The sequence below is a fragment of the Kitasatospora sp. NPDC089913 genome, from assembly GCF_044748625.1.
In the GTDB taxonomy this organism is placed as follows: Bacteria; Actinomycetota; Actinomycetes; order Streptomycetales; family Streptomycetaceae; genus Kitasatospora.
In genome coordinates, this window is record NZ_JBIVGI010000008.1 from 310,788 (window position 1) to 327,448 (window position 16,661).

General features: G+C 73.6%; 15 protein-coding genes. 4 read left to right on the plus strand and 11 right to left on the minus strand.

Features of this window, described 5'->3' with window-relative positions:
- Positions 1-18 precede the first annotated feature (18 nt).
- Positions 19-900, minus strand: a complete 882-nt coding sequence (locus ACIPYS_RS16110) for an SAM-dependent methyltransferase (RefSeq protein WP_093862789.1) — start codon at positions 898-900, stop codon at positions 19-21.
- 284 nt (positions 901-1,184) lie between these two features.
- Here ACIPYS_RS16110 and ACIPYS_RS16115 point away from each other — a divergent pair, with 284 nt between their 5' ends.
- Complete coding sequence (locus tag ACIPYS_RS16115; protein WP_400746632.1) at positions 1,185-2,102, plus strand: polysaccharide deacetylase family protein; 918 nt, start codon at positions 1,185-1,187, stop codon at positions 2,100-2,102.
- Positions 2,103-2,190: 88 nt separating this feature from the next.
- A complete protein-coding gene (locus ACIPYS_RS16120) occupies positions 2,191-3,216 on the plus strand; it encodes a ketopantoate reductase family protein (protein ID WP_400746634.1) in 1,026 nt (341 codons plus the stop codon).
- Between the two features lie 113 nt (positions 3,217-3,329).
- Here ACIPYS_RS16120 and ACIPYS_RS16125 read toward each other — a convergent pair whose 3' ends face one another.
- A complete protein-coding gene (locus tag ACIPYS_RS16125) occupies positions 3,330-4,148 on the minus strand; it encodes an SDR family NAD(P)-dependent oxidoreductase (RefSeq protein ID WP_400746637.1) in 819 nt (272 codons plus the stop codon).
- 430 nt (positions 4,149-4,578) lie between these two features.
- Here ACIPYS_RS16125 and ACIPYS_RS16130 point away from each other — a divergent pair, with 430 nt between their 5' ends.
- Positions 4,579-5,448: a 3-hydroxybutyryl-CoA dehydrogenase gene (locus tag ACIPYS_RS16130; protein ID WP_093862785.1), complete on the plus strand. Its 870-nt coding sequence runs from the start codon at positions 4,579-4,581 to the stop codon at positions 5,446-5,448.
- Between the two features lie 491 nt (positions 5,449-5,939).
- On the opposite strand, the gene ACIPYS_RS16135 is transcribed toward ACIPYS_RS16130, so the two are convergent.
- The 9 genes from ACIPYS_RS16135 to infC all read right to left on the minus strand — a co-directional run bounded on the left by ACIPYS_RS16135 (position 5,940) and on the right by infC (position 15,712).
- The gene (locus ACIPYS_RS16135) at positions 5,940-6,671 is read right to left on the minus strand and encodes a hypothetical protein (RefSeq protein ID WP_093862784.1); all 732 of its coding nucleotides are present in this window, start codon (positions 6,669-6,671) and stop codon (positions 5,940-5,942) included.
- A 176-nt stretch (positions 6,672-6,847) separates the two neighbouring features.
- Positions 6,848-7,687: a chitosanase gene (locus ACIPYS_RS16140; RefSeq protein ID WP_093862783.1), complete on the minus strand. Its 840-nt coding sequence runs from the start codon at positions 7,685-7,687 to the stop codon at positions 6,848-6,850.
- 200 nt (positions 7,688-7,887) lie between these two features.
- Entirely contained in the window at positions 7,888-10,389 is a 2,502-nt protein-coding gene (gene pheT, locus ACIPYS_RS16145) for a phenylalanine--tRNA ligase subunit beta (protein ID WP_093862782.1), read from the minus strand.
- The gene (gene pheS / locus ACIPYS_RS16150; protein WP_093862781.1) at positions 10,389-11,510 is read right to left on the minus strand and encodes a phenylalanine--tRNA ligase subunit alpha; all 1,122 of its coding nucleotides are present in this window, start codon (positions 11,508-11,510) and stop codon (positions 10,389-10,391) included. Before pheS ends, pheT begins: the two co-directional genes overlap by 1 nt.
- Before the next feature lie 279 nt (positions 11,511-11,789).
- Entirely contained in the window at positions 11,790-12,893 is a 1,104-nt protein-coding gene (locus tag ACIPYS_RS16155; protein ID WP_093862780.1) for a sensor histidine kinase KdpD, read from the minus strand.
- Between the two features lie 256 nt (positions 12,894-13,149).
- On the minus strand, positions 13,150-14,019 hold the full coding sequence (locus ACIPYS_RS16160; protein WP_093862779.1) for an RNA methyltransferase: 870 nt from the start codon (positions 14,017-14,019) through the stop codon (positions 13,150-13,152).
- Positions 14,020-14,117: 98 nt separating this feature from the next.
- Positions 14,118-14,513, minus strand: coding sequence for a 50S ribosomal protein L20 (gene rplT, locus ACIPYS_RS16165; RefSeq protein WP_030395970.1), 396 nt, complete (start codon positions 14,511-14,513; stop codon positions 14,118-14,120).
- Between the two features lie 109 nt (positions 14,514-14,622).
- Positions 14,623-14,817 carry a 50S ribosomal protein L35 gene (rpmI, locus tag ACIPYS_RS16170; RefSeq protein ID WP_030055648.1) on the minus strand — a complete coding sequence of 65 codons (195 nt, stop codon included), beginning with the start codon at positions 14,815-14,817 and terminating at the stop codon, positions 14,623-14,625.
- A 139-nt stretch (positions 14,818-14,956) separates the two neighbouring features.
- Positions 14,957-15,712: a translation initiation factor IF-3 gene (gene infC / locus ACIPYS_RS16175; RefSeq protein ID WP_093862778.1), complete on the minus strand. Its 756-nt coding sequence runs from the start codon at positions 15,710-15,712 to the stop codon at positions 14,957-14,959.
- 463 nt (positions 15,713-16,175) lie between these two features.
- Between infC and ACIPYS_RS16180 the strand changes: the two genes are divergently transcribed.
- Positions 16,176-16,553, plus strand: a complete 378-nt coding sequence (locus tag ACIPYS_RS16180) for a DUF1844 domain-containing protein (protein WP_093862777.1) — start codon at positions 16,176-16,178, stop codon at positions 16,551-16,553.
- Positions 16,554-16,661 lie beyond the last annotated feature (108 nt).

The following is a 16,661-nucleotide window of genomic DNA, read 5'->3' on the forward strand; positions in this document are numbered from 1 at the left end:
CCGCCGCCTGACCGCCGCTCAGTTCTTGACCGCGACGCCCGCGTAGGCGGAGACGTCCTGCCAGCCGGCCGGGAGGTCGGCGGTGGGCACGTGGCCGGCGACGGGGCGCCAGAGCGGGAGCTGGACCAGACCGGGGCCGACGAACTCGAAGTCGCCGAAGAAGGGTTCGACGGCCGCACGGGGGCGCAGCACCAGCGGGGCGCTGGCGCTGCGGTAGATCCGGGTGCCCTCGGCGGCGCTCTCGCGGGAGGCGAAGTCGGGGCTGCCGTGGGAGAGGATCAGCACGCTGCCGGGGGCGAGCGCGTCGCGCAGGGTACGGACGATCCGCTCGGCGCCGTCCTCGTCGCGGACGAAGTGCAGGACGGCGACCAGCATCAGGGCGACCGGCTCGCCGAGGTCGACGGCGCCGCGCAGGGCGGGGTGGTCGAGGATCGCCCCGGGCTCGCGCAGGTCCGCCTCGATGACGGAGGTGTGGCCGGCCGGGTGACCGGCGAGCAGGGCGCGGGCGTGGGTGGCCACGATCGGGTCGTTGTCGATGTAGACGACCCGGGCGTCGGGCGCGACCCGCTGCGCGACCTCGCTGGTGGAACCGACGGCCGGGATGCCGGTGCCGATGTCGACGAACTGCCGGATGCCCCGGCCGGCCGCGAACTCCACGGCCCGGCCGAGGAACTCGCGGTTGGTGCGGGCCAGCAGCGGCAGCGCCGGGTAGGCCGCGATGGCGGCCTCGGCGGCCTTGCGGTCGGCCTCGAAGTTGTCCTTGCCGCCCAGGTAGTAGTCGTACATCCGGGCGGTGTGCGGGACTCCGGTGTCGAGTTCCGTCGGCGGCCGCCAGTCCTCGGCGCGCGCCCATTCCCATGCGTCCACGACGTCGGCCGCCGTGCTCGTGTCCTCGGTCATCTTCCGCCCCCTGGTGTCCGCCGCGTGTCCGCCGCGTGCTGTGCGCCGGAGCGTCCGCTGCCGGACGTCCCGGGCCCCCGTCGCTCCGTGCGGCGGGCGGCGGCCGCCGAGCGGCCCCCACCGCACGGTGCGCCGTGATCGTAACCGACGACATGCCGCCGATACAGCGGTAGTTCAGGTTTCCGCAGCATCCGAACGATGCCGCGCGGGGCGGTGGGCGCCGGTCCGCGCCGGGCGCGCCGGGCGTTCGCCGCCGGGGGGCAGCGTCTCTATGCTGGCTGCCGATGACTGTCGACCGGCGCACCGTTCTGCGCACCACCGTCAAGCTGGCCGCTCTCGCCTCGGCCGGCGGGCTGCTCACCGCCTGCGGCGACACCGGCCGCCGCCGGGCCGATCCGGGGTCGTTCGCCGTGCGCCCGGGCCAGGTGGACCCCTCCGGCACCGTGGACCCGGCCTGGCCGGCCGGCGAGGGTCCCGCCTCGCCCACGCCCACGCCCGCCGCGTCCGCCCCGCCGGCCGACGGGCCCGCTCCGGACGCCGCCCGGGCGGCGGCCGCCACCGCGCCGCCCGTCCCGCCGGTGCTGCCGCCACTGGCGCCCGGTACACCGGTCGAGGTGGCGTACGGGCCCCGCGGCGGCCGCAACGTCGCGCTGACCTTCCACGGCAGCGGCGATCCGGCGCTGGCCACGGCGCTGCTGGAGACCGCCGAGAAGCGCGGCGTCGGCCTCACCGTGATGGTGGTCGGCAGCTGGCTGGACCAGCAGCCGCAGATGGCCCGGCGGATCCTGGACGGCGGCCACGAGCTGGGCAACCACACCCAGAACCACCAGAACATCTCGGCGCTGCCGCCGGACCGGGCGCGCGAGGAGATCGCCCAGTGCGCGGAGCGGCTGCAGCGGCTGACCGGCTCGATCGGCCGCTGGTTCCGCCCGTCCGCCGCCCAGTACGCGACGCCGATGGTGCGGGAGCAGGCCCGGGCGGTCGGCTACGAGCACGTGCTCGCCTTCGACGTGGACCCGCGCGACTACGCCGACCCGACCGCCGCCGAACTCCAGCGGCGGGTGCTCGGCTCGGTGCGCGGCGGCTCGGTGGTGGCCCTGCACCTGGGGCACCGCTGCACGGTGGACGCCCTGCCCGGCATCCTCGACGGCCTCGCGAAGGCCGGTCTGACCCCCGTGACCGCCAGCCGCCTCTGCGCCTGATCCCTCCCGGCGGGCCCCGCCCGGGCGGGGCGTCCGGGCGGCCCGTCCGGCCCCGCGAGGGCTTGCGGGCGCGTGGGATGCTTCCGGCATGCGGTACATCATCATCGGGGCGGGTGCGGTGGGCGGCACGATCGGTGCCCGGTTGCACGAGGGTGGACACGAGGTGGTCCTGGTGGCGCGCGGCGCGCACCTGGAGGCGCTGCGCGCGGACGGACTGCGGTTCGGGACGCCGCGGGGCACCCGGACGCTGCGGATCCCGGCGGTCGGCGGGCCGACGGAGCTGACGCTGCGGCCGGAGGACGTGCTGGTGCTCGCCGTGAAGTCGCAGGACACCGCCGCCGTGCTGGCCGAGTGGGCGCCGCGCCCGGTGGCGGGCGGCGGGACGGCCGCCGAGCGGCTGCCGCTGGTGTGCGCGCAGAACGGCGTGGAGAACGAGCGGGTCGCGCTGCGGCTGTTCCGCGAGGTGCTGGCGGTGTTCGTGTGGATGCCCTCGACCCATGTGGCGCCGGGCCGGGTGAGCGCCAACGGCACCCCGGTGAGCGGGATCCTGCGGCTCGGCGGGTACCCGTCCGGCAGCGGGGGCGGGCGGGCCGCCGCGATCGCCGCCGACCTCGGCGGGTCGGGGTTCAGCGCGCCGGTGGACGCGGACGTGGCGCGCTGGAAGTACACCAAGCTGCTCGGCAACCTCGGCAACGCGCTGGACGCGGTGGCCGGGCGGGGCCCGTACGGCGGGGGGTCGGCGGACGGCCGGCTGGAGGCGCTCTACCGGCGGGTGACCGCCGAGGGGGCGGCCGTGCTGGCCGCCGCCGGCATTCCCCACGGCGATCCGGACGAGCTGGCGCGCACCTGCGGGAAGGAACTGCGGCTGGAGCCGGTGGAGGGCGAGGAGCGGACCGGGTCCTCGTCCTGGCAGAGCCTGGCGCGCGGGACGGGGTCGATCGAGGCGGACCACCTGAACGGCGAGATCGTCCTGCTGGCGCGGCTGCACGGGGCGGCGGCGCCGCTGAACGAGGGGCTCCAGCGGCTGGCCGGGGAGTTCGCCCGGACCGGGCGGGCGCCGGGTTCGCTCACGCCGGGGGAACTGGACGAGCTGGCGGCGCTCGCCGGCCTCTGAGCGCCCCTCGCGTACTCCGTCCCGCCCGCGCGCAGTGACACCAGTACGCCCGTGCCCCGTCGCACCCGCACCCGGTCGCGCCCGTGCCCCGTCGCACCCGTCCCGGCACCCGGTCAGCCCATCGGGTCGTCCGGCCCGTAGGCACGCAGCCGCAGCGTCCGGGCGTCCGCCGCGCGGATCTCCTCCGCGCGGCGAACCAGCTCCTCCAGATTGTCCCGCCCGGCGTGGATGAACCGTCCGTGCAGCGCGTCGAAGCGCCCGCGCGCGGCGTCCACGACGACGGCGACCACGTACGGGACGGAGCCCCAGGCCTTCATGTCCCGGAACATCGGCATCCCGGCGGTCATGTCGGTGGCGACGGCGCCGGGGCTGATGTCCAGGACGACGACCTCGTGCTCGGCGAGCGAGTCGGCCAGGTTGTCGGAGAGCCGGAGCAGCGCGGCCTTGGAGGTGGCGTACGCGGTGTACCGGCCCTCGGGGCGCAGCGCGAAGCCGGAGTTGAGGTTGACGACGCGGCCGCGGCGGCGGTCGACCATGCCGGGCAGGACGCAGCGCAGCAGGTTGTAGGGGCCGCGCAGGTTGACCTCGACGACCTGCCACCACTGGTTGACGTCACTCTCCCAGAGCGGGACCTCGACCGGGTCGGTCCGGCCGGCGTTGTTGACCAGCAGGTCGATCGGGCCGAGGTCGCGTTCGACGACGCGGACGGCCTCGCGGACCGAGCCCGGGCGGGTGACGTCGGCGGTGACGGCGACGCCGCGCGAGCCGTGCCGGACGCATTCCTTGAGGGTGTCGGTGAGGGTCTCGTGGGTGCGGCCGACCAGGCCGACGGCCATGCCCTCGGCGGCGAGGCCGACCGCGATCTCCCGGCCGATGCCGCGGCCGGCGCCGGTGACCAGGGCGACCTGTCCCGTGAGCGATCCCGTCGGCATGCCCCTGCTCCTTCGCGTGTCCCCGGCCACCCGCTGTCCGGCCCGCATTCTGTCCCCCGGCGCGCGGGGGCGGTACCCGGGCGGGCGCGCGACGCGGGCGGGCCCACCCGTTCGGCGCAGGCGCGGCACCGGGAGCGCCACCGGGAGCGGAACGGGACGGGACGGGCGGCGGAAGTGGGCGGGACGGGCAGCGGACGGGGACGGGAGCGGGCACCGGACGGGAAGGGACGCCGGGGACGCGGTCGGGACGACCTGGGGGCGGGGACCGGCCGTTCCGCCCGGGGAGGGGATGACCTACTCGCCGGTAGGGAGTAGTAACGTCGTCGGGACGGTGCACCGGTCCGCACATACCGGTGCCCCCGAACCGCCGAACAGCAGCTGCTGGGCCACTGTCGCTGGGCGACCCCCAGCACCACCGAAGGGCAACTGAGTGAGTGACATCGCGCGCGTCGGAGTGATCGGCTGCGGCCTGATGGGGTCGGGCATCGCGGAGGTGTTCGCCCGGGCGGGGCTGGACGTCCTGGTCGCCGAGGCCAGCGGGGAGGCGCTGGAGTTCGGGCGCACCCGGCTGACCAACTCACTGGAGACCGCGGTCAAGCGCGGCAAGCTGACGGAGGAGCAGAAGGACGAGGCGCTGGGCCGGCTGTCCTTCACCGTCGACCTGGCGGACTTCGCGGACCGCGACCTGGTGGTCGAGGCGGTCGCCGAGCGCGAGGACATCAAGGTGAAGATCTTCGAGACGCTGGACCGCGTCGTCGAGCGCCGGGACGCGATCCTCGCCTCCAACACCTCCTCGATCCCGATCGTGAAGCTGGCCGCCGCCACCTCCCGTCCGGAGCAGGTGATCGGCCTGCACTTCTTCAACCCGGCGCCGGTGCAGAAGCTGGTCGAGGTGATCCCGACCCTGACCACCTCGTCGGCGACCACCGACCGGGCCGAGACCTTCGCCGTCGAGGTGCTGCACAAGGCCCCGATCCGCGCCCGGGACCGGGCCGGCTTCGTGGTCAACGCGCTGCTGGTGCCGTACCTGCTGTCGGCGGTGCGGATGTTCGAGACCGGTGTGGCCACCGCCTCCGACATCGACAAGGGCATGGAGGCCGGCTGCGCCCACCCGATGGGCCCGCTGCGGCTGTGCGACCTGATCGGCCTGGACACCATCGTCTCCATCGCCGAGTCGATGTACGACGAGTACAAGGAGCCGCTGTACGCCGCTCCGCCGCTGCTGTCCCGGATGGTCGACGCGGGCCTGCTGGGCCGCAAGTCGGGCCGGGGCTTCTACGACTACACCGCGACCGCCTGACGGCCGGTCCGCCCGGGAGCGGGTACGCCTGACGGCCTGCCCCTTCCCGACAGCCGGTCCGACAGCCGGTCCGACAGCCGGTCCGACGACCGACCGGCCGCGGACGTGACGGGGCCCGGGAGCGGTATCCAGCTCCCGGGCCCCTGGTGTGCCACCCAGTTGCTCTGCACCGGCACGTTTAAGGGTGTGGGTCAGTTTTACAACGTTGCTCTGCCATTGAAGCTACCGCGCCACGGAGAGGCGCAGACGGGAGTCGAACCCGCAACCCACGCTGTAGCACACACCCGGTCGATCCGGCGCTCGGCGGCGAATGCTGATTCTTGAGCGAGAGTCTGAGTCTTACGGGGCGCCTCTGCCATTTGGGCCACTCCGGCAGGTGGTGCCGGAGGAGGGAATCGAACCCCCACCATTTCCCCGGTATCAGCTTCAACGTCAGTATCAGCTTGCGCTCTTCGCGCCACCCCCGGTCTCACCCGGGGGCGATCATGGGGCTACCCGAACAGGTAGCCGAACACCGCGTCGCCCACCCTGCGGTCGTCGACCTCGGCCCCGTTGGCCTCCTCGCGGGCGAACTGCACGGCCTGCTGGAGCTTCTCGACCCGTTCGACGAGTTCGTTGACCCGCCGGGCCGGGAGCGCCCCGGAGAACTTCACGGTCGTCCAGTAGCCGATCGCGATGTCCTCGTAGTACACCTCGACCTGGGCCGGGTGCTTGTCGGTCGCCTCGGCCTTGACGTGGTTGCGCGGCACCTTCCTGGTCCGGTTGGTGCGCACCGCCTCGGTCTTCCAGGAGTCCGTGGACGGGTCGTGGCTCCAGGCCTCGGCGGCGTCCAGCACGGGCAGCTTGCGGACGAAGGTCCGCAGGTCGGTGAGCTGCTTCTCGAGGAAGAGCAGGTAGGTGACCGGCGCGTCGGCGACCAGCGTGCGGCCGTCCACCACCACGTCCGCGCGGGCGGTGGTGTTGGCCCAGTCCTTGGTCGCGACGACGTCGAACAGCCTGGTCAGGGTGGTGGCCGTGGCCCGCAGGACGTCCTCGGCCTTGACCTGGACCCGGGTGGACTCCGGGGGGAGCTGCTCGCCCTCCTCGTCCTTGGGCTGGTACGTCCGGGAGATGCCGGCCAGCAACGGCGCCTTCTGCAGATCCTGGTGGGACTGCGTCAGCTCCTGGAAGGACTTCGACTTGACGCCCTTTTCGACGGCGATGATCTGGTTCAGCTTTGCCACGTCGGGGACGCTACCAGCGCACGTGTTCGGGCGTCATCCGAATTACCGCTCCCCGCCGACCCGTTCGGCCCCCACCGGGACGCTCGCCCCCGCCGACCCGTTCGGCCCCACCGGCACGCCGGTGGCGGGAGGCCCGGCCGCCGCCGTGCCTCCCGCCACCACCCCCCGGCGGCCCGTCAGCTGTTGATGGTGTAGCTGTCGCCGTAGACCTTCCACTTCAGCGGGGGGTTGAGGTCGAAGTTCTTGGCGTTGAGGAAGACCGTCTGCTCGGTGTCCACCCGGCTGGTGTCCGAGTGGGCCTCCTCCTTCAGCATCACGGTCTTGCGGGCCGCCAGGAAGGCCTTCAGGTAGGTGGCCTCGTCGCCGCCCTGGGCGGGGGTCTTCGCCTTCTTCATGGCGGCCTTGCGGATGCCGCCGAAGCTGTCCGTGCTGTCGCCGGGGCCGTGCATGACGATCGCGTCGTAGTAGGCGAACTGGCCGAGCGCGCGCAGGCCGTCGGCCTTGGCCTGGTTGACCGCGGGGTTGAAGTAGACGCGGTCGCGCTCGTCGTTCTGGGCCTGCTGGAAGACGCTGTCCTTGGCGGCCGTGGCCCAGTCCTTCTCGAAGGCGGAGCCGAGGCCGGAGTGCGACTCGGTGCCGTTGACCTTGCGCAGCGCCGGCAGGTACTTGGCGAGGATGTTGCCCGGCTTGAGGTCGGTGTAGTGCTCGACCAGGTCGAGCATGTCACCGGTGCCCGAACAGAAGCCGATGATGCCGGCGGTGTAGCCGCGGCCGTCCTTGATGTCCTCGATGTACTTGTACTGGGACTTCCAGTCGAGGGAGGAGTTCTCGGCGCTGGACACCAGCTGCATCGCGATGTCCTTCTTGTGCGGGTCGTCCAGGCCGACGGCCGCGAGCCGGGTGGCGGCGGCGGGGGCCGGGGCGGCGTGGACGGTGCCGGCGGCGGCGACACTGGCCGGGACGGCGACCAGCAGGGCGGCGAGAGCGAGCCTGGCGGTGGGGTGCTTCAGTCGCATGAGGGGGGCTCCGTTTTCCCGGTCCGGGGCATGGGGGTCTCCGGACGCACGAGGAGAGTTAGGAAAGTTTCCTAACTAGATTGAAGCGTTCACGCCCGCCACCGCGCAAGGGCCTGGCGCCATCTTTGCGGGCCCGGTCATGCGAAAGGCCCCGACCGGTGGTCCGGTCGGGGCCCTCGTACCGCTGGGTGGACGGGCCGTCAGGCCCCGCGCAGCACCGCGCCGGTGCGGGCGACGGCCTCGGCGACGGCCGCCTCGCGGGCGGCGCTCGCCTCGTCGGCGGTCAGCGTCCGGTCCGCGGCGCGGAACCGCAGCGCGTACGCCAGCGACTTGCGGCCCTCGCCGACCTGCTCGCCGGTGAAGACGTCGAACAGCCGGATCGCCTCCAGCAGCTCGCCGGCCCCGGACCGCAGCGCGGCCTCGACCTCGGCGGCCGGCACGGCCGCGTCGACGATCAGCGCGACGTCCTGGGTGGCCACCGGGAAGCCGGAGACCGGCGGGCCGTCGACCCGCACGGCGCCGTCGGCGGACAGCAGGTCCAGGTCGAGCTCCATCGCGGCGGTGCGCTCCGGCAGACCCAGCGCCTTGACGGCGCGCGGGTGCAGCTCGCCGGCGTGGCCGACCACCCGGTCGGTGCCCGCCACGACCAGCTCGGCGCAGCGGCCCGGGTGCCAGGGCAGCAGCTGCCCGCGGCGCACCTCCAGCTCGACGCCGGCGGCCCGGGCCACCGCGCGGGCGGCCTCGATCGCGTCGGCCCAGCCGGCCGCGGAGCCCTTGCCCCACCAGCCGGACGGCAGCCGCTCACCGGCCAGCGCCACCGCGACCCGGCGCGGCTGGTGCGGCAGCGCGGCGTCCAGCGCGGCCAGCTCCTCGGCGCTGGGACGGCGGTCGACGGCCGGGCGCGGGGCGACCGACAGTTCGTCCTTCGGCAGGAACACCGTCCCCGTCTCGAAGATCGCCAGATCGGTGTTGCCGCGGCCGATGTTGCGGCGCAGCGCCCCGAGCAGGCCCGGCAGCAGCGTGGTGCGCAGCCCCGGCTCCTCGTCGTTGAGCGGGTTGACCAGCGTCACCGTCCGGCGGCGGCGGTCGTCCGGCTCCAGGCCGAGCGCGTCGAAGGACGCCTCGCCGACGAACGGGTAGTTGTTGACCTCGACGTAGCCGGCGCCGGCCAGGGCCACGCCCACCCGGCGGTGCGTGCGCTGCGCCTCGGTCAGGCCCTTGCCCGGCGGCACGGTGGGCATCCGGGCGGGGACGTTGTCGTACCCCTCCAGCCGGATGACCTCCTCCGCGAGGTCGTACGGGTCGGTGAGGTCGGGGCGCCAGGTCGGCGGGGTGACCTCCAGGACGTCGGCGCCGGAGACCGAGCAGCCGATCTCCTGCAGCCGCCGGGTGACGGTCTCGCGGCCGTACCCGGTGCCGGCGACCCGGTCGGGCAGGTCGGCGGCGATGGTGATGGTGCGCACCGGGTGCGGGGCGGCGATGTCGGTGACACCGGCCTCGGCGGTGCCGCCGGCGATCAGCACCAGCAGGTCGACGGCGCGCTGCGCGGCGGCGCGGGCGGCCTCCGGGTCGACGCCGCGCTCGAAGCGCTTGGACGCCTCGGAGGGCAGCTTGTGCCGCTTGGCGCCGCGGGCGATGGCGACCGGGTCGAAGTGCGCCGCCTCGATGATCACCTCGGTGGTGCCCGGGCCGGCGGCCGGGTCGAGGATCTCGGTGGAGGCGCCGCCCATGACGCCGGCCAGGCCGATCGGGCCGCTGTTGTCGCAGATCAGCAGGTCCTCGGCGGACAGCGTGCGCTTGACGCCGTCCAGCGTGGTCAGGCTCTCGCCCGGCTCGGCCCGGCGGACCGTGATCGGGCCGTCCACCCGCTGCTTGTCGTAGGCGTGCAGCGGCTGGCCGACCTCCAGCATCACGTAGTTGGTGATGTCGACGGCGAGCGAGATCGGGCGGATGCCCGCCTTCTGCAGCCGGCGCTGGAGCCAGATCGGGGACTTGGCGGCCGGGTCGATGCCGACCACGGTGCGGGCCACGAAGCGGTCGCAGCCGGCCGGGTCGTTGACCTTCACCAGGTAGCCGAAGGAGTTGGCCGGCGGCACGTCGAGCAGCGCCGGGTCGGCCAGCGGCAGCCCGTAGGCGGCGGCGGCCTCGCGGGCCACGCCGCGCACGGACAGGCAGTAGCCGCGGTCCGGGGTGACGGCGATGTCGAGCACCTCGTCGACCAGCTGGAGCAGCTCGATCGCGTCGGTGCCGGGCTCGTACTCGGGCGGCAGCACGATGATGCCGTCGTGGTCGTCGCCCATGCCCAGCTCGCGGGCGGAGCAGATCATGCCGGCCGAGGTGTGGCCGTAGGTCTGGCGGGCGGCGATCGGGAACGGGCCGGGCAGCACGGCGCCCGGGAGGACGACCACGACCTTGTCGCCGACGGCGAAGTTGGTCGCGCCGCAGACGATCTCCTGCGGGTCGCCGGTGCCGTTGGCCTCGCCGACGTTGACCCAGCAGTGCCGGATCGGCTTCTTGAAGCCGGTCAGCTCCTCGATGGAGAGCACCTCGCCGACCACCAGCGGGCCCTTGAGGTCGCCGCCGAGCTGCTCGACGGTCTCGACCTCCAGGCCGGCCCGGACCAGGCGCTCGGCCACGTCGCGGCCGGTCTCGCCGGCCGGCAGGTCGACGTACTCGCGCAGCCAGGAAAGCGGGACGCGCATCAGATCTCCATCCCGAACGGGAGGGTGAAGCGCACGTCACCCTCGACCATGTCGCGCATGTCGGCGACGTTGTGACGGTTCATCAGGATCCGCTCCAGGCCCAGGCCGAACGCGAACCCGCTGTAGCGGTCGGGGTCGACACCGCAGGCGACCAGCACCCGCGGGTTGACGACGCCGCAGCCGCCGAGCTCGATCCAGCCCTCGGAGCCGCAGGTGCGGCAGGGCCGGTCCGGGTTGCCGACCGACTCGCCACGGCACACGAAGCACTGCAGGTCGATCTCGGCGCTCGGCTCGGTGAACGGGAAGTACGAGGGACGCCAGCGCAGTTCCAGGCCGTCGCCGATCAGGGTCGAGACCAGCTGCTCGATGGTGCCCTTGAGGTCGGCGAAGGTGATGCCCTCGTCCACGGCGAGGCCCTCGACCTGCCGGAACACCGGGGTGTGGGTGGCGTCCAGCTCGTCGGTGCGGTAGACCCGGCCGGGGCAGACCACGTAGACGGGGGGCTCGCGGTCGAGCAGGGTGCGGGCCTGGACCGGGGAGGTCTGGGTGCGCAGCACCACGCCGGAGTCGGCGGAGCCGTCCGGCGCCTGCACGAAGAAGGTGTCCTGCATGGAGCGGGCCGGGTGGTCCGGGCCCAGGTTGAGGGCGTCGAAGTTCAGCCACTCGGCCTCGACCTCGGGGCCCTCGGCGACCTGGTAGCCCATCGCGACGAAGGTGTCCTCGATGCGCTCGGCCAGCGTGGTCAGCGGGTGGCGGGCGCCGCGCGGGGTGCGGTCGTAGGGCAGGGTGACGTCCACCGCCTCCTCGACCAGCACCCGCGCGTCGCGCTCGGCCTCCAGTTCGCCCTGCCGCTTGGCGAGGGCCTGGTTGACGGCGCCCCGCGCCTGGCCGATCAGCTTGCCGGCGGCGGCCTTGGCGTGCGGGGGCAGGGCGCCGATCTCGCGGTTGGCGAGGGAGAGCGCGGAACGGTCGCCGGTGTGGGCGACCTTGGCCTGCTTCAGCTCGTCGAGGCTGGTGGCGGCGGCGAACGCGGCGAGCGCCTCGTCCCGGGCCGCCTCCACCACCTCGGGCTTGAGGGCCTCGACCTCTACCGGGTCGTACGACTTGTTGGGTGCCGACATCTCTATCTTCCCGTGCTCCTGCTCGTCCGTGCTCAGGTAAGGGGGCTCGTGCGCCCTCCGGGCCCGCCGACGGGCAGGAGGGGGCCACCGCGTCACGCCCGGCGTGGCCGGGGCACGGGCAGCCGGTCTCCGAACGGGGGAGGTGGGTTGTCCGCGGCACAGCCGCGCAGGGCGTTCCACAACGCCAAAGGTCGAGTGTAGTCGCAGCGCGTAGCGCGACCGCCGTCAAGCCCGCCCGTGGACCGACCGCGCCCCGCTGGGCAGGGCGCCGCTGCTCGTTCAGAGCATGAAGTCGGGGATCCCGGCGGGCAGGACGAATCGGAACCGGGCGCCGCCGCCGGGCGCGCGGTCCACCCGGATCGAGCCGCCGTGGGCCTCGACGATGCCCTTGACGATGTAGAGGCCGAGACCGGTGCCGCCGCGCCTGGAGCCGCGCCAGAAGCGGGTGAAGACGCGTGGGACCGCCTCTTCGGGGATACCGCTTCCTTCGTCGCTCACGGTGACCGCTGTGCCTTCCACGATGCGGGGCGGGGTGCCGGGGCGCTCCCAGACGGGGGCCTCGACGACCTCCTTGGCCGGTGCCACCTCGATGGTGACAGTCCCCTCGCCGTGGCGCACCGCATTTTCCAGCAGGTTGGCGAGCACCTGGTCGACCTTGTCCGGGTCCGCCCACAGCACCGTCAGCGGCTCGCCGATCCGGATGTCGAAGCGGTCCTCGGGAATGCCGGTGGCGACCTTGCGCTCGACGTGCCGGCGGACGGCCGCGGCCAGGTCCACCACCTGCTTGCGCAGTTCGAGCCGGCCGGCGTCGATCCGGGAGATGTCCAGCAGCTCGGCGATCAGCCGGGTGACCCGGTCGGCGTCCGCGTCCACGGTCTCCAGCATCAGCCGCTTCTGCCCGTCGGTGAACCGCTCCCACTTGGCGAGCAGGGTCGCCGTGAAGCCCTTGACACTGGTGAGCGGCGAGCGCAGCTCGTGCGCGACGGTGGCGATCAGTTCGGCGTGGCTGCGCTCGGTGCGGCGGCGGGCCTCGGTGCCGCGCAGGGCGATCACCAGCTTCTCCACCGGCCCCTTGGGGCGGGCCCGCACGTAGCGGGCGGAGACCAGCACCTCGCGGCCGCCGGGCAGCAGCAGATTGCGCTCCGGCTGGCTGGTGCGGACGGCGAGGCCGCCGTACGGGTCGGTCAGCTGCCACCAGCGGCGGCCGTCGAGGTCCTCCAGCGGGAGGACGTCCTCCAGTCCGCTGCCGAGGGCGGCCCCCGGGTGGATGCCGGTCAGCCGGGCGGCGGCGCGGTTGAAGCAGACCACCCGGCCCAACGCGTCGGCGACCACCAGGCCGTCCGGCAGGTCGTCCGGGTCGAGCTCTGGCCCGCTGCCGACCATGGGTGTCCTCCCCGATTACCCACCGTGTCTTTCCCCCCACCGAGGCAGACCCTAGCGCCTCCCAGCCTCGGGTAATAGGGCCCACGACGAGTTCCCGGCGCGGTCGGCACGACGGCGCGCGGCGCCCGTTCCCGGGCGCTCGCCGGGGGACCGCCCCGGGGCGGCCGGACGGGGCGCGGTGCCCGGGCGGGCGGGAGGACCGCCGGCGGCCGGGCGGGGCCGGACGGCGGGCGCCGCCGCGAGCGGACCGCGGGCGCTACCGGACGGCCGCGCGGCACCCGCCGGGCGAGCGCTGGGCGCGGGCCGAGGCGTACAGGCAGACCGCGGCGGCGGTGGCCAGGTTGAGGCTCTCGGCGTGCCCGTGGATCGGGACGCGCACGACCTCGTCGGTGAGCGCGCGGGTCTCCTCCGGGAGCCCCCACGCCTCGTTGCCGAACACCCATGCGCCGGGCGCGCCCAGGGTGCCCTCGTCGAGCTCCCGGTCGAGGTCGCGCTCCCCCGCGCCGTCGGCCGCGAGCACCCGCACGCCGGCCTCGCGCAGCCGCCCGATCGCCTCCTCGACCGGTACGCCGACGGCCACCGGGAGGTGGAACAGGCTGCCGACCGAGGCCCGGACGGCCTTCGGGTTGTAGAGGTCCACGGAGGCGTCGGTGAGCACCACGGCGTCGGCCCCGGCCGCGTCGGCGGTGCGCAGCACGGTGCCGGCGTTCCCGGGGTCGCGGACGTGGGCGAGCACGGCGACCAGCTTCGGCCGGGCGGCCAGCACGTCGGCGAACGGGGTGTCGATGAAGCGGCAGAGGGCGACGATGCCCTGCGGGGTCACGGTGTCGCAGATCCCGGCGATCACCTCGTCGGTGGCGGTGAGCACCGGCAGCCCCTCGGCCAGCGCGGCCTCGACGATCCCCGCGTGCCGTTCGGCGGCCTCGACCGTGGCGTACACCTCGACCACGGCGTGCTCGCCCGAACCCGGCAGCCGCCCGTACGCGACGGCCTCGCGCACGGCCTGCGGGCCCTCGACGAGGAAGCGGCGCTCCTTGCCGCGCTGGCTGCGCTTGGCGAGCCTCCGGGCGGCGATGACGCGCGGCGAGCGCAGGGAGGTGAGCAGGGGCGTGTCGGTGCTCGGCATGGTCTCGTCTCTGTACTGGCGTCTGTGCGGTAACGCAAAACCGGACCCGCAGGATCGAGCCTGCGGGTCCGGTCAGCTCAACACAACTGATCCGAGGATCAGGCGGCGTCGGCGGCGGCCTTCGGGGCGTTGACGTCGGCCGGCAGCGCCTTCTGGGCGACCTCGACGAGCGCGGCGAACGCACCCGGGTCGTTGACGGCCAGGTCGGCCAGCATCTTGCGGTCGATCTCGACGCTGGCGGCCTTCAGGCCCTGCACGAAGCGGTTGTAGGTGATGCCGTTGGCACGGGCCGCAGCGTTGATGCGCTGGATCCACAGCTGACGGAAGTCGCCCTTGCGCTTCTTGCGGTCGTTGAAGTTGTAGACCAGCGAGTGGGTGACCTGCTCCTTGGCCTTGCGGTACAGGCGCGAGCGCTGGCCGCGGTAGCCGCTGGCGCGCTCCAGGATGACCCGGCGCTTCTTGTGGGCGTTCACTGCCCGCTTGACGCGTGCCACTTGATTACTCCTTGGGTAGGACCACGGACTACTTCACGTGGTCCGTCATTCGAATGGGTCGGGAAGGATCAGCTGCCCCGCACACGGCTGGCGCCGGGCGGGAGGGCGATCACTTGCCGAGAAGCTTCTTGATCTTCTTGGCGTCGGCGGGGGCCAGCTCGACCGTCCCGGCCAGCTTGCGGGTCAGCGTCGAGGGCTTGTGCTCCAGGAGGTGGCGGCGGCCGGCGCGCTCGCGCAGCACCTTGCCAGAGCCACTGATCTTGAAGCGCTTGCTGGCGCCACTGTGCGTCTTCTGCTTCGGCATGTCGCCGTATCTCCTCGTCGGTCCGTCCACGCCCGCGCGGTGTGCGCCGCGCGGGCGTGAAGGATGGATCTGTGGTGACCGGGCGGGACGCCCCGTCACCCTGGTGGCCGGTCTCCCGGGCCGCTCTGACCGGGGAAGGTCAGGCGCCCTGGGAGGCCTCGGCCGGCTGCTCGACCGGAGCGGCGGCCTCGGGGGCCTCCGTCTCGGCGGCGGCGTCCTGGGCCTCGGCGAGGTCCTCGGCGACGTCCTCGGACTCCAGGACCTCGTCCTGGGCCTCGAGGAGCTCCTCGGAGTCCGCGGCGGCGTCGGAACCGGGGGTCCGGCCCTGACGCTCGGCCTTGCGGGCGTCGGCGAGGGCGCGGGCCTCGGCCATCGCCTCGGTCTTCTTCTTGTGCGGGCCGAGGACCATGATCATGTTTCGGCCGTCCTGCTTCGGCGACGACTCGACGAAGCCCAGGTCCTGGACGTCGTCGGCGAGCCGCTGGAGCAGACGGAAGCCCAGCTCGGGGCGGGACTGCTCACGACCACGGAACATGATCGTGATCTTGACCTTGTCGCCCTGCTTGAGGAACCGAACGACGTGACCCTTCTTGGTGTCGTAGTCGTGCGGATCGATCTTCGGCCGGAGCTTCATCTCCTTGATGACCGTGTGCGCCTGGTTCTTGCGCGCCTCACGGGCCTTCATGGCCGACTCGTACTTGAACTTGCCGTAGTCCATGAGCTTGCACACCGGCGGCCGGGCGGTCGCCGCGACCTCGACCAGGTCGAGGTCGTACTCCTGCGCGAGCTCCAGCGCCTTGGCAAGCGGCACGATGCCGACCTGCTCGCCGCTGGGACCGACGAGTCGCACCTCGGGGACGCGAATCCGGTCGTTGATGCGGGGCTCGGTGCTGATGGGGCCTCCTCGGTTGCACCTTCTGCGATGCGGCCGTCGGACGGCGGTCGCACGTAGTGGACTCGACCACTGGGCGGGGCTTCATTCGTGCTGCGCTGTGGATCCCTGCGCCCACACCGCGACACGAAAAAAGCCCCGCTCGGTACAAGCGGGGCTCCACACAACCGGGGGCGACACCCGGTGAGGGGTGCTGCGGCGACTGTCGGCGCTGGGCGCCCGTCGCGGACCGGACCCGTCGACCGCGAGGCCGCTCGGGTGGGAGACTGTCGTGGTTGCCCTCTCGGGCCTCCTGGGTGGAGCCTCCTCTTGCTGGCCGGGCTTCCCTGAGGACGCCTGGCCGGTCAGTCTCGAAGCATACAGCCCCGGGGGATCGAACGCCATTCCGCCCCCGCCCGGCCCGGCTTGTACGCTCCCTCTGTACGGACACCCTGTACGGACACCGGCACGACGGAACGAGCCCCCCTTGAGCAGCGAGCCCACCCAGAACCCCGCCGCGGACGACGAGGCGATCGGCTTCGACGACCTCACCCGGGACATCGCCGAGGTCCCGGCCGTCGAGGTGATCACCACCGTCGCGGTGCACCTGATGAGCGCCGCGGCCGTCAAGTGCGGTCTCGCCGAGGGCGGCGACAAGGACAAGGACCTCGACGAGGCCCGCAAGCTCATCACCGCGCTGGCCGGTCTGGTCACCGCCGGCGCCCCGGAGATCAGCAACTTCCACGCGGCACCGCTGCGGGACGGCCTGCGCTCGCTGCAGCTGGCCTTCCGCGAGGCCTCGCTCGTCCCGGACGCCCCGGGCTCGGGCCCGGGCGAGAAGTTCACCGGGCCGGTCTACTCCTGAACCGGACGCGGGCCGCGGGGGGGGCCCAACAAAAAGCGAATATTTGCCCCCCCCCCCGCGCGGGGCGGCGGGCCCGGGCCCCCCCCCCGGGCGGGGGGGGGGCGGGGC